This is a genomic window from Nonomuraea terrae (assembly GCF_004348995.1).
In the GTDB taxonomy this organism is placed as follows: Bacteria; Actinomycetota; Actinomycetes; order Streptosporangiales; family Streptosporangiaceae; genus Nonomuraea; species Nonomuraea terrae.
This window is the reverse complement of the sequence record NZ_SMKQ01000052.1, coordinates 1-12,523: the sequence shown is the minus strand read 5'-3', so window position 1 is coordinate 12,523 and position 12,523 is coordinate 1. Positions and strand designations below refer to the sequence as shown.

Here is a 12,523-nt window from a genome sequence, read left to right as displayed (position 1 = left end):
CTGAAGCTGTGGACCGGGTTCGCCGTTTCCGGCTTGATGCTCACCGCGCAGCCAAGCCGGCGTCCCAGCGCGTCACGCCGGTACGGCGGGGTGTCCCGGCCTTGCGGGTCGATCACATGACGAAGCCGCGCGGATTCGGTCAGAGCGCCGGATCATGGGCCTCAGATCTCATCCTCGCGGTGCCCATCCGGCGCGTGGATCGGGGACCGCCGCCTCACCAGCACCCGCCGCTAGCGCGGACGTCTCGTTCTGGCACGTCATGATCTACGAAGCCAACCGGCGGCCGGACATGAACGCCGCGTCAGGGCGTCAAGGGCACTCGCCGGGCGCGGACAGTGCGATGGCTGATTCTCCAGCCGTCGTCGCTACGCACCACCGTGTCCTGGTACGTCACACTGCCCGTGGTGCCGTCACTCTTGACGCCGAGGCCCTTGGATTGCGCATGCACCCGGCCGTCGGCCATCTCGATGATCACGATGTTGGTGACGTGATGAGCGACCGGGTTCGCCTCACCCAGGGCGAGCGCGGCCTCCCGCACCGCCGTCAGCCCGGCCAGCACCTGGCCGCCGAGATCGGTGACGTCATAGATCACATCGGGGACGAACAGCTCGTCCAAGGCGCCGAGATCCCCGCTGTCCGTCAGGTGTCCGTGGCGATTGATCAGATCGGTGATGGCCAGCCGGTCCTCCACGGTCAGGGCCATGGCATCCTCCACTTCCCCGTGGGGCTTCCCCCTTCAGGCTGTTACCGTAAACGGGGAGCTCCCCGGATATCAACCGAACGAAAGGCGGATGGTGTGACCGCCGGTCGTGCACGCAGAGCGGACGCCTCGCGCAACGCGACCCTGCTGCTCACCGCCGCACGCGACCTCATCGCCGAGTCAGGTTCCGAGGTGGCGCTGGACGAGGTGGCCCGACGCGCAGGAGTCGGCAACGCCACCCTCTATCGGCACTTCCCGACCCGGGCCGACCTACTCGTCGCCGTGTACGCCGACGAGGTGGCGGCTCTGTGCCGGCAAGTCGCAGACCTGCCCGCAGACCCGGCGGAGGCGCTCTTCTCCTGGCTGGAGTCTTTCGTCGCCCACGTTTCGACGAAACGGCCGCTCGCTCTCACGGCCACGGAGGGCCCCACCGGCCGCCGTACGGAGTTGTTCGACCAGTGGCACAAATCGATCCACTCCGCCGCGACAACCCTGCTCACACGGGCACAGGAGGCCGGCGCCGTACACCCGGAACTCACCGGGACCGATCTCCTGGCCCTCGCCGGCGGTGTGGCCCTCACGGCGACCGACACGGCCCACGCCCGGCGCCTGCTCGCACTCCTCCGCCACGGCGCCGAGACAAGCCGAAGCGGTGGCGCGACCTGTTCTTCAGGCAGCCGGCTCACCAGCTGATGAAGCTCCTCGGCGCAATTGGGGGGGTGCGCTTTCCGATGGTACGCACCCGGTCGCCGCGTCAGGCCCACAGGGCATGGTGAGCCAAACCTGAGCGAACATCCGCATCGTCCGGACATGGATGCCCGAGGGCAAGACCTGGTTCAAGACCATCGGTGGCGCCATGCCCGACTCCTGAGCCCAGTTCTTCAACCCGGCCGAGCCCAAGACCCTGGCCGCACTGATCAAGAACGGGAAGACGAAGGGGAACTACGCCGAGGCGGGTGCGGGTCCGGGAAGGCTGATGGGGGTCGGCCGCTCAGTGGACGCCGTGTGACACCTGGTCTTCTGCCGCGTCCAGCCAGCGCCGATACCAACGGGCGAAGCCGAGCGGCTTTCCGTCGTCGTACAGCGGCTCGAAGCCGGCGCCGTCGGCGGTGCCGTCAGCCCACATCTGGCCCCGCGCCGGGCCAGTGATCACCAGAGCCTCGCGATACGCGCAGCCGAGGTGGCAGAGGTACAGCAGTCCGATCGAATGCCGGGGGTGGCAGACGATCGTGTCGTGCCGCTCCCAGTACGCGTCCTCAGCCGCGTTGAACTCCTCGGTGGAGTCGAAATCCTCCGCCTCTGGCGGCGCGGGCAGCGCGTCGGCCGGATTGAACGCCTCGACATGAGGAAACGGCTGATTCAGGGTGCCCAGGTCGGTGAGGTCGGCGCCGTCGCCCTCCCATTTCCATCGTCCATTCCTGCGTAGCACAGGAAAGAGTCCGTAGGCCGGGCCCGCTCCGCCGCACCCTGCCCGCAGCAGGAAGGACCGATATTCGTCGGGTAGCTCTATCCCGAGCTGGGCTTCCAGATCGGCGAGGTCGTCGGCTCCCAGCGGCGGCCCAAGCTGCCAGCCGTGGTCCGCAGAGCCGAACACCGCACGGGCACCGGGTACGGCGGCCAGCCGCGACAGCCGTTCGGGCACATCTGCCCAGTCGGAATGCGTGACGTCCGGCACCATATAAGAACGAGTGGTCCGCTCCTGGTGATTTGCGCCGCGTCGGAGGCTTGATCGGTAGCGTGTCCGTCGATTCGGTGGCGACCCGCGCCGGCCGATTCTGGCCGCGCCGGTGGAGCCGGTCAGGCGGCGCCTGCTTCGAACATTGTTGTGAGCGCTGCATGCGTCGGGTTGAGCAGCTCGACGGCTGGCCGAGCGATGTGACCGGCGCCTGATCGGTCTCAGCGCTTGGGGCGAGCGATGACGACGTACCTCTCGTCCTGGATCGTGCGGCCCCACAGCGTCGGGTCGGTGAGGTACTCGGTGTCGACCACGTCGGCCAGGCGCTCAAGCGTCTCGATCAGTCGTGCGGCGGTGACGCCGCCGAACCAGGGCAGCTTCGGAGAGCCCGGCGTGTACGTGCCGGCTTCCGCCGAGGTCTGCCAGCGCCCTTCCACGAGCACGAGCCGTCCGCCCGGGCGTAGCAGGCTCAGCCAGCGGGCGAGCGCTTCTGCCGGGGCAGGGAGCGTCCATACGAGGTGGCGTACGACGATCGCGTCGAACGGCCCGCCCACGGCGGCGGGTGGGTCTCCTGCGTCGCCCACCATGAACGGCACCGCGAAGCCCGCTGAGGACAGCTTCCTGGTGGCGAGCTCGATCATGCGAGGGGACAGGTCGACTCCGGCCGGCCGGTGCCCCTGCTGAGCCATGAGCAGAGTCAACGAGCCCGTCCCGCAGCCGAGATCGAGAACGTCGGCGGGCGAGTCAGGGAGCCAATCGGTCAGCCGTTGCGCCCAGGCGGCGTTGACGCGTGGATCGCGAAGCCCGTGGTCGGCCTCATCGTCGAAGGCGTCGGCGGACTCGTTCCAGTAGGCGGCGATGGACGCGAGCTCTGATGCGGGCATGACGCGACTCTCGCAGGTCCCACCGACAAAACCGGGACGCCGATCATCGACAGAAGCCCGGGCCATCTTCGTCGGCCGGACGGGTGCGTACTGCGACCCGGCTCATCGCCCGATCGTCCACCCCGGCCCACCTGTGACAGGCCGGAGGCCCTCTCAGTGAGGGTGAGAGGGCCTGTCGTCGTCAGCCGCGGCCGGCGCTTGCCGCGCCGGTCACGCATACGTTCGACGGGGTCGAGGTGAGGCCGTACTTGGGGCCCCAGTAGATGCGGCCCGTCGCCATGATGCAGCCGCGGGAGATGTTGAGGCGGGCGGTGTGGGTGCGGCCGGTGTACCAGCCGCGGGTAGCCGTCGACTGGAGCTGGCCGTGGCAGGCCCCGTAGTTGTCACTGGGGCGCGCGCAGTGCTTCAACATGATCGTCATGTGCTTCCTGGTGCCCCAGGTGGCGTCCGTGGAGTTGAGATACGCGCAGGCGATGCCCGTGCCGGAGTCGTAGAAGACATGGATGTACGCGGCCTTCAGCATCTCCCGGGTGTAGAGAGGCTGGTGCATCACCCGCCTGCCCGAGCAGGTCGGCAGTTGGCCGGCCGACTGGGCCGAAGCGGCGGTGACCTGCGGCGGGGCCGACGACTGCGCGGTGGCGGCGGTCGGCGAACCGGCCAGCGTGGCGGCGGTGGCGAGGCCGATCATGAGTGATCGCATGACGTCTCCTGTCCGTCTCGCACGGTGTTGTGCGAGCATTGATCGTTCGGTTCGTTGTCAGGTTGGCCAGACGCCGCCGGCGGGGCCAGACGGTGCAATCGGTGGAATGTTGCACCGCTCGTTGAACGGGCCTGCACCTGCGGTTTCACAGTCGTGCGGACAATTGCGCGAAAGGGGCTGCACCGGATGGAGACGTTCGAGGAGCTCGCCGATCGGCTCGCGGAGGCGCTGGACGAGGCCGCGGAGGGCATCCGGGAGGCGTTGCGGTCGCAGGGACGTCCGCAGAAGCACCTCGCCAACCGGGTTCGCGACGCCAGCCCTTCGTTGATCTCGCGGTGGTTGTCCGGATCGCGGCAGCTGGCCGAACGCAACCGGCTGCCCGGCGCGGAGGTGATGCGGGAGATCGCCAAGGTGCTGGACCTGCCCGTCGAGAGGGCACAGGCGCTGGTGGCGCTCGGCGACACGATCGACGGCCTGCGCAAGCGGCTGGAGGCGGACGAACGCGGCTGGCGGGCCCGGGCCGCCGAGCGCCTGAGCCGCCCGGACGGCCCGGCGAGCCCTTCGTACGAGCCGCCGTCAGCGGGCGAGCCGTCGGTCGTCCGCAGGACGGTGTCGCTCATCACCGCGACGGTGGCAGCCGCGGCGGTGGGAGTGATCACCTTCCTGGGCGGGGTGCTGGCGGGACGCGGCTGGGCCCCCGAGGCGGAACCGGTGAACACGACGACGAGCACTCCGGTGGCCACCGAGCGGTGCAGCCCATGGACGGATGCCGGGCAAGGCGTCCAGGTGGAGGCGTGCGTACGGATCCGCGACAGCCGCATGCTCATCAGGACCCGGTTACGCGGCCCGATCGGCATGCGGGCCGACATGATGGTCCAGGCTTATGACACGTTCCTGGAGAAACCGGTGACCAAGGAGCTGAAGTGCCACCAGATGAGCGTCATGGTGGCGGGCCAGGTCCACACCTGTGGCTGGCACGAGATCAGGCCGCCGTACGGGTCCGAGTACAGCGCCCGCGCCGGGTGGCGGCCCGCCGGTGAAGGTGTTTTCGGCGGGTTCGTGGAGAGCGCGGGCGTGCGCTGGTGAACGGGCGTCAGGCGGCGGTGGTGACCTTCCACAGGTAGCCGTCAGGATCGCTGAAGTAACCGAAGTAGCCGCCCCACCCGGCGGCGGCCGCCTCCTTGACCACAGTCCCGCCGGCAGCCGCCGCGGCGCGCATGACCTCGTCCACCGCGTCCCTGGAGTCGGTGACGCAATGGAACGACGAGCCGCGGAACCCGGACCCGCGGGGACGCCGGCGTCCTGCGCCGCCGCCTCCCACGCGTAGAGCGCCAGCGACGAGGAGCCCTCGCCCAGGTCGCATTTGACGAAACCGGGGTAGTCCTGGTCGATCTCGCATCCCAGGCCTTCGGCATAGAACTTCTTGGCGCGAGCGACGTCCTTGACGCCGAGCATGATGGTGGTCACCTGGAGCTTGGTGTTCATGGTGGTCACGCTAGTTTCGGGCCGGTCATGGGCGCTTCTCGATTCCTGATCCATCTGGGCTTAGTGATCGTGTTCCCGGCGGCGCCCAGATCTCCCGGGATGCGGAACATGGCCGCGGATCCGCCGAGCGGATCGTCCGCACGGCGAAGCGGGTACGCGCCGCGTCAGTTCTGGGAGACTGCGCGCTTCACGCGAGCAGGGCCGCGGCGCTGGCGGCCGCGTGGGTGAAGGCGTCGTCGACGATGCCCATGCCGGCGGTGACGAGGGCGCCCTCGTGGAGCAGCATGATGCGGTCGGCGACGAGGCGTGGTTCCGCGACTCCGGCCGCCTCGGCCAGGTCGGCGAACAGGGTGAGCATCCAGCGTTGCTGCCCGACGATGACGGCGTTCTTCTCCCTGCTGCGCTCCTTCGTCAGCCCTACGTCGACGACGTGAGCCATCGCTACGTGGGCCGGCCGAGGTGAAGACGGCGATCCGGCCCGGCGGCCGGCCGATCCGTACGAGGACCGTCTTCGAGGACTGGGTCCGAGAGCGGTCGACGGCAGAGCCGGCGGAGTTCACCTTGCCGGCGGTCGCCCGTGCACTGGACCGGATCGGCCTGGGACATCCCGCCGGCTTCACGCACGAGGTGGTGTACCGGCGCTGCCTCACTGTCGGGAACGCGGCAGGGCGCCTTCGTCCGCGTCTTCTGCGGTGACGAGCTGCCCGCGATGTGGAACGTGGGCCCCTCCAGGACCTCCCGAGATCCGGAAGGGGTCCGAAGGGGTCCGAAGGGCATCAGCCGCGGCGGCGCTGGACGTACAGGCGGTTGCCTTGCGGGCCGGTCCATTCCAGGCGTACGACGCCGGGCACCGCGGCGTCGGCGATGCGGGAAGGGTCGGACCAGTGGCCGAAGTTGGGGTTGCGGAAGAACGTCGCCCACAGGTGGCCGCTGCGGTCCCTGAAGATGTTGTTGTGGCCGGCGCCGACCCCCATGGTCCACCGCTCCGAGTACGGCCCCTCGAAGGTGTCCGAGACGGCGACGACCGCGTCGTACTGGTACTGCACGCGGCCGGGGCCGGGCGGGTCGTAGGCGTGGCGCGTGCCGCCGTCAGGCTCGGCCGACGTACGGTTCCAGGCGGCGTGGAGCAGGAAGTACTTGCCTCCGTGCTTGAACACGTACGCGCCTTCGAGGTACGGCTCGGGGGAGTAGGGCCGCTGCTGGAACGCCGGCAGGCCGGTCGCCGGGACGGTGTCCTCCATGTCGTCCCGGAACTTCGCGTACACGTGGTTGTGCAGCACCAGCCACGCGTCGTCGCCCTCGGCGTAGAGGCTGCCGTCGATGTGGTGGTAGGCGCCGGGCTCGATGAAATTCGGCCCGCCGACGAACGAGTCGCCGAACGGTTTGTCCAGGTTGCCCTCGACGAGCCGGTACGGGCCCTCGATCCCGCCCTCGCTCACCAGCATGAAGGAGCCGACCTTCCGGGAGTGGTCGCCCATGCAGGCGACGATGTACCACCGGCCGCGGAAGTAATGCACCTCCGGGGCCCACGCCTGGCCGCGCTTGCCGAACCGGTCGTCGTACCAGTACTCCTGCCACGGGGCGACGACCGTGCGGCCGGGACGGTTCTCGCCGGCGAACTCCGGCGACCACACCTTGCCCTTCTCGGCGCCGGGCCGGATGCCGGTGGTGTCGACCAGCCGCCACGGCCCGCGCAGGGACGGCGACACCCACACGAAGATGCCGTCGTTCCACGGGCCGGCCGCTTCGAGCCCCGGCACGCGGGTGGTGCCCGTGGCGACGTAGACCGGGCGACCGCCGACGACGAAGCAGTTGACGTAGGTGTCCCGCATCCAGACCCGGCCGAGCTCCTCGTCGCGGGGGCGCATCTCCAGCGGCAGGATGAAGGAGTTGTCGTCGCGCGGCCACAGGTCCAATCGGGTGTCGGCGAGGCCGTAGGGCTCGGGGTCGGGCCAGTTCGACGGGTACCGCCGCGTCTGCGCCGATGCGGCCTGGGCGGCGGTCGGGGGCAGTGCCACCGCCCCTAAGACGCCGGCCAGCAATGCCAGTCGGCCGAGGTTCGACCCGTTGTCGGAATCGGTCATCAGTCACGTCCTCCTACGTTCCGAGCGGCTCGCCCGGGTGCGGTGGGGAGAGTCTGCCTAAGTCGCCGATATTCCGTCAATAACCCGGAAAAAATACCCGGTCGCCTCCGATAGGCCATGAAAGCACACGAAATAGCAGGTCAGCCGCGAAGCGCGGCTCGTCACGCGCACGTGATTTGTCAGTTCGCCAATTGCCGGTTGACTTCTGCCGCCACCCGATCGGCACGCCGGCCGATCTAGAAGAAGGTGCCGATGGCCGCCTTGAGGCGTCCGGCCTCCGCCGCGGCTGTCCGCTCGGCCTCCGACAGGCCGAGTCCGGCCTCCGCCGCGGCTGCCGACAGGCCGCCCTCCGCCGAGGGGACGGCGAAGAGATCCGGCGTGGGGCCGGCCAGGGCGAGGCGGCCGGGCGACCAGCCGTTCATCATGGGACGCCACGGGTCGGCGCCGGCGGAGACGAGGGCCCGCGCGTTGCCGGGCCGGTCGGCGAAGACGGCGGCCCACAGCGCGGTGCGGCCCCTGTACAGGGCGTCGATGTCGTCGACGCGACCGGCCAGCTCGGCGATCACCTCGGGCGAGCCGTGCTTGGCGGCGGCGTGCAGCGGCGTCCCGAAGTGCGACACGCCGGAGTTCGGGTCGGCGCCCGCGTCCCGCAGGGCGCGGATCCGCTCGAAATCCGTCCAGGAATCCCAGCCCGTACGGAGCCATCCGGTTGCGGTCACGTCAATGATCATGCCGTACGCGGCGAGCGAAGATCACAGTCTGAAGGGTGAGGATGAGCGCGCACGTGGCGGGCAACGCGGTCCACAGGCCGGTCATCCCCCAGGTCGCCGCCACCGGCGTCATGACCGCGGCCAGCAGGCCGTAGCCGGTGACGGAGGCGAGCATGTGCCACGACGAGCTCCTGAGCCCGACCAAGGCCGCGGCCGTCACGATCGCGCAGGTGTCGGCGAGGGCGTACACGGCGAACAACGGGAGCAGCGCGACGGTCAACGCGAGCACGCCGGGGTCGGAGGTGAGCAGCCGGGCCGCGTTCTCACCGACGAACAGCAGTGCGGTGAGGACCGCGGCGGACACGATCGTCAAGGCCGCGCGGCGAAGCCGGCGGGCCTCGCGGGCGCAGGACACACGGGCGATCTCCGGTGTCAGGGCCTGTCCGACGGCGACGGACGCCAGGCCGAGGAGCCCGTTCAGCGAGATGAGGATCGCGTGGGCGGCGGCACCCTGGGCGCCCGTCCGGGCGGCGGCGTAGGTGATGCCGCCCATGACCGTGAACTTGACGACCAGCGTGGCGGACATCGGAACGCCCACCCGCGCCATGCGCACGATCTCGCGAGGCCGCGGACGCCGCAGAAAGCTCCCTCCGAGCAGGCGCAGCAGGAGCGTGTTCGACACGGTGAGCGAGAGAGCGGTGGAGAGCAGGAGCGCGACACCGGCGCCCTGGACGCCCATCGCCGGCACGAGCAGCAGGAGCGCCACCGCCTCCACGGCCGCGCTCGGCAGGCTCGACCGGAGCACGAGGCGGCTGCGTCCCAGGGCGACGAGCATGCCGTTGGCGCCGCCGCCCGCCGCGGACAGCAGCACGTGCACGGCGAAGAGCGCGGGCAGCGCGCCGAACTCCGCGCTCACGTCGGCGGGTGCTCCGCCGATCCGGGCGATCAAGGGGACGCCGAGCATGACGCCCGCGCCGGCCGTGCCGAGCCCGAGGGAGAGCCAGCGGGCGTCGTTGAGCACGGCCAGGGCCTCGGCGGGACGGCCGCGGCAGGCGGCGGCGAACGGCACCATGCCGCGCAACCCGCCGGACACGGCTGCGCCGACCGGCACGAGCACCGCGCTGACGAGCGCGAACGCCGCCAGCTGGACGGTCGACCGGTGGCCGAGCAGTGCGGTGCCGAGGAGCCGGGTGACGGCTCCGGCGCCGGCGGTCAGGAGCAGGGGGAGCGCCGCGTTCAGCAGTATGCGGTGGGGAGAGGCCATGAAAGCCGAAATCCCGGGCGGCCAACCGCTCGGGACGTGATCATTCTACCGGATGGGGCATCATGGCGCGATGGATGCCCGCTATCACGAGGTCGTCGACTCCCTGCGCAGCTCCTACGACGGCCGCGCGGCGCAGCGTGACGCACGAGGCAAGGCGCCGTGGAAGCTGGCCGAACGGGCGGCGTTCCTGGAGCGGCTGCGGGCGGAGGACTGCCGGCGGCTGCTGGAGGTCGGCGCCGGGACGGGCCAGGACAGCGTGTACTTCCAGGAGCACGGGCTGGAGGTCGTCGCCGTCGATCTCTCGCCCGCCATGGTGGCCCGCTGCCGCGAGAAGGGTGTCGAGGCGCACGTCATGGACTTCCTCGGCCTCGACTTCCCGCCCGGATCGTTCGACGCGGTCTACGCGCTGAACTGCCTGCTGCACGTGCCCAACAGCGACCTGCCCGCGGTCTTGGACCGCATCGCCTCGGTGCTGCGGCCCGGCGGGCTGTTCTTCCTCGGTGTGTACGGCGGCGGCACGTTGGCCGAAGAAGGGGTCTTCGAAGACGACGAGCACGATCCGCCCCGGTTCTTCTCCTTCCGCGGTGACGAGCAGCTCCAGGACTTCGCGCGCGGGTCGTTCGAGATCGTGGACTTCCACGTCGTCGGGAACGGCGACAACCGCTTCCAGTCGCTGACGCTCAGGACCGGTCGGGGCGGACCCGGGTGATGGCGTCGCGCAGGGCCTCGACGGTCTCGCGGTGGTGGGGTGGTAACCGGGTCTCGATGGAGGTGTCGATCTCCGTCATGGTCGGCCTTCCGAGGCCCGGGTCGGGTCGAGGCCGAGCCATTGGGACAGGGCTTCGATCTCGGCGTGGATCGCCTCGGTCATCGGGGTGGTGAACGGGGTGTCCTCGTGGACGGCGTTGACCCGCAGGACGCCCGCCTTGCGGTCGGCCGTGGCGTCGAGCTTGCCCACCAGGCGGTCGCCGTACAGGATCGGCAGGGCGAAATAGCCCCAGCGGCGCTTGGCCGCCGGTTTGTACATCTCCAGCTGGTAGTCGAAGCCGAACAGCTCGGTCGTGCGCCTGCGGTCGTGGATCAGCCGGTCGAACGGCGACAGCAGCGCCGCGCGCCCCGTGAACGGCTGGTCCAGCAGCGACGGGTCGATCCGCCACGAGCCCTTGACGCCCTCGACCACGGCGGGCTCGCCGGCCTGGCCCACGTCGGCCGGCTCCACCATGTATTTCGGGCCACGCGGACGGGCGATGCCGAGGGCGCGCAGCCGGCGCTCGTCGCGGATGCGGATCGCCTCGTCGGCGGGCACGACCGGGTCGTCGGGGTAGACGCGGGAGGCGAGATCCCACAGCCGCTGGCGGCCGAGGCGGCCGGCCACGGCGACCTCTCCCCGCAGCACCATGAACTCCAGCATCTGCGTCACGTTGCGGTCGCCCGTCCAGCCGGTCGACTTCCACGGCACCGCGCAGGTATCGGGAAGCTCGCGGGACGGCAGCGGCCCCGACGCGTCGAGCCGGGCCAGGATGTCGCGGCGGCAGGCGTCGTTGGCCCGCACCCAGTTGCGATAGTGCACCTGCCAGGGCTCCAGCTCGCCGCGCCCCGGCCACTCGGCCATCCTGGCGCGGTAGAGGGTGACGTCTTCGCTGGGCCGGATCATCGCCCGCAGCTCCAGCAGCGACCTGTCACGCAGGGCGGCGGCCAGGTCGGCGGGGGCGTACGACGAGCCGAGCCGGCTCCACGCCACCAGGTCGGCGGTCGGCGCGACGGCGGCGGTGGGGTCGATCTGCAGCAGGGTCAGGTGGCGCACCACGTCGAGCAGCTCGGCCGGGCGCGTGCCGTCGAGGAGCTGCGCGCGCACGGCGAGGCGGCGCGCGTCCGCAAGGGAGAGATGGTGGACGGTCACGGCACGACCCTAGGCGGTCGCACCGACAGTCATCGACTGCCGAGGACGGCGTCGATCTCCGCCTGCTGCTCGGTGGTGAAGGCGCGTTTGGGGAGGAAGCCGGTGAACTGGTTGTTGTCCTTGAAGAGCAGCCAGAACTCCTCGCCGGTGACGACCCGCTGGAAGAAGGACCATCGCACGCTCATGGTCTGCTCGTCGGTGCGGGTCTCGTAGCCGTCGGCGGTGAAGTGGAGGGTCGTGGGGACGCACAGGTGGGCGAACTGCCGCCGCGCCGTGCGGCGGAGCGACCAGGTCATGACGAACGGGCACGCGACCGCCGAGACGAACAGGGCGATGCCGACGCTGCGCGCCTCGATCAGCACGCACATGACGCCCGCCACCACCATGAGCGACGTCAGCAGGACGCTCAGCCGCCTCAGCTGGTGCTTCGCGCCCTGCTCGAAGGCGCGCACCACTTCGTCGGGTGTGGGCTGGTACTCAACGGTGAAGTCCACGGCGTCGCCTTCTGTCGATCATGCTCGCGCCATCATGCAGGACCGCGTGCCGCCGCCACAACCGGACCGGTGACGGACTGCCGCCGCACGGCTCGGCGACGGTTGTCACCGCAGGAGGCGGGCGGTTTCGGCGAGGAGGTCGACCTGCGTCCGCCAGTCGCCGCCGGCGACGCCGATGATCGCGTGCGTCGCCCCGGCCTCACGGTACGCCGCCAGGCGCTCGGCGGCCTGCTCCGGGCTGCCGGTCAGCGGGATGTCCAGGGCCTCCTCCAGTGAGCGGCCGTAGGCCGAACGGATGCCGTAAGCGACCTCCTCACGGGACGGCACGCCGGGGCCGGCTCCGAGCGCCGACGTGCCGCCTATCGCGACCAACGGGGTCGGGCGGCCGTGCGCGGTAGCGAGGTCCGCGAGCCGTTCCCGTCCTGCGGCGACCTCCTCGGGCGAGATCAGCGACGGGAACCAGCCGTCCCCCAGTCGAGCCGCCCGCCGGATCGCCGCCGCTGAGGCGTTCCCCACCCAGACCGGCGGCATCCCCACGGCCGGCGCCAACCGCACCACCGGCCCGCCATCACGCGACGCCGCTTGTCGGGGCTCGGCTGTGTGGCGTGCCGCCGGTTCGGGCTCGGG

15 protein-coding genes are annotated in these 12,523 nt (G+C 70.6%); 3 read left to right on the top strand and 12 right to left on the bottom strand.

All coding sequences use genetic code 11. The annotated features are described in order from the left end of the window. Positions 1 to 301: 301 nt before the first annotated feature. Positions 302 to 703: a nuclear transport factor 2 family protein gene (locus E1286_RS18885; RefSeq protein WP_132614277.1), complete on the bottom strand. Its 402-nt coding sequence runs from the start codon at positions 701 to 703 to the stop codon at positions 302 to 304. 93 nt (positions 704 to 796) lie between these two features. On the opposite strand from E1286_RS18885, the gene E1286_RS18880 reads away from it, so the two are divergent. Further along, complete coding sequence (locus E1286_RS18880) at positions 797 to 1,393, top strand: TetR/AcrR family transcriptional regulator (RefSeq protein WP_223190103.1); 597 nt, start codon at positions 797 to 799, stop codon at positions 1,391 to 1,393. A 298-nt stretch (positions 1,394 to 1,691) separates the two neighbouring features. Here E1286_RS18880 and E1286_RS18875 read toward each other — a convergent pair whose 3' ends face one another. From E1286_RS18875 to E1286_RS18865, 3 genes are all read right to left on the bottom strand, one after another. After that, positions 1,692 to 2,378 (bottom strand): SMI1/KNR4 family protein, encoded by a 687-nt coding sequence (locus E1286_RS18875; RefSeq protein WP_132614275.1) that lies wholly within the window; start codon positions 2,376 to 2,378, stop codon positions 1,692 to 1,694. A gap of 218 nt (positions 2,379 to 2,596) precedes the next feature. Then, positions 2,597 to 3,259 (bottom strand): class I SAM-dependent methyltransferase, encoded by a 663-nt coding sequence (locus E1286_RS18870; protein WP_132614273.1) that lies wholly within the window; start codon positions 3,257 to 3,259, stop codon positions 2,597 to 2,599. 181 nt (positions 3,260 to 3,440) lie between these two features. Beyond that, positions 3,441 to 3,959, bottom strand: coding sequence for a hypothetical protein (locus tag E1286_RS18865; protein ID WP_132614271.1), 519 nt, complete (start codon positions 3,957 to 3,959; stop codon positions 3,441 to 3,443). Positions 3,960 to 4,145: 186 nt separating this feature from the next. On the opposite strand from E1286_RS18865, the gene E1286_RS18860 reads away from it, so the two are divergent. Next, positions 4,146 to 5,045 (top strand): helix-turn-helix domain-containing protein, encoded by a 900-nt coding sequence (locus tag E1286_RS18860; protein WP_132614269.1) that lies wholly within the window; start codon positions 4,146 to 4,148, stop codon positions 5,043 to 5,045. Between the two features lie 7 nt (positions 5,046 to 5,052). On the opposite strand, the gene E1286_RS18855 is transcribed toward E1286_RS18860, so the two are convergent. The 5 genes from E1286_RS18855 to E1286_RS18830 form a co-directional block, all read right to left on the bottom strand. Beyond that, entirely contained in the window at positions 5,053 to 5,322 is a 270-nt protein-coding gene (locus E1286_RS18855) for a VOC family protein (protein WP_246074976.1), read from the bottom strand. A 309-nt stretch (positions 5,323 to 5,631) separates the two neighbouring features. Beyond that, entirely contained in the window at positions 5,632 to 5,883 is a 252-nt protein-coding gene (locus tag E1286_RS18850) for a hypothetical protein (RefSeq protein ID WP_132614265.1), read from the bottom strand. 337 nt (positions 5,884 to 6,220) lie between these two features. Next, complete coding sequence (locus E1286_RS18840) at positions 6,221 to 7,528, bottom strand: family 43 glycosylhydrolase (protein ID WP_132614263.1); 1,308 nt, start codon at positions 7,526 to 7,528, stop codon at positions 6,221 to 6,223. Positions 7,529 to 7,764: 236 nt separating this feature from the next. Continuing rightward, a complete protein-coding gene (locus tag E1286_RS18835) occupies positions 7,765 to 8,247 on the bottom strand; it encodes an ankyrin repeat domain-containing protein (RefSeq protein ID WP_246074975.1) in 483 nt (160 codons plus the stop codon). A gap of 1 nt (position 8,248) precedes the next feature. After that, the gene (locus E1286_RS18830; protein WP_132614261.1) at positions 8,249 to 9,502 is read right to left on the bottom strand and encodes an MATE family efflux transporter; all 1,254 of its coding nucleotides are present in this window, start codon (positions 9,500 to 9,502) and stop codon (positions 8,249 to 8,251) included. 70 nt (positions 9,503 to 9,572) lie between these two features. Between E1286_RS18830 and E1286_RS18825 the strand changes: the two genes are divergently transcribed. Continuing rightward, positions 9,573 to 10,211, top strand: coding sequence for a class I SAM-dependent methyltransferase (locus tag E1286_RS18825; RefSeq protein WP_132614259.1), 639 nt, complete (start codon positions 9,573 to 9,575; stop codon positions 10,209 to 10,211). Positions 10,212 to 10,286: 75 nt separating this feature from the next. Here the strand turns inward: E1286_RS18825 and E1286_RS18820 are convergent, their stop codons facing one another. The 3 genes from E1286_RS18820 to E1286_RS18810 form a co-directional block, all read right to left on the bottom strand. Next, positions 10,287 to 11,402, bottom strand: coding sequence for a DNA glycosylase AlkZ-like family protein (locus E1286_RS18820; protein ID WP_132614257.1), 1,116 nt, complete (start codon positions 11,400 to 11,402; stop codon positions 10,287 to 10,289). Positions 11,403 to 11,431: 29 nt separating this feature from the next. Then, complete coding sequence (locus tag E1286_RS18815) at positions 11,432 to 11,896, bottom strand: YcxB family protein (protein ID WP_132614255.1); 465 nt, start codon at positions 11,894 to 11,896, stop codon at positions 11,432 to 11,434. A 105-nt stretch (positions 11,897 to 12,001) separates the two neighbouring features. Then, the coding region (locus E1286_RS18810; RefSeq protein ID WP_132614253.1) for an LLM class flavin-dependent oxidoreductase at positions 12,002 to 12,523 on the bottom strand (522 nt) is incomplete at its 5' end.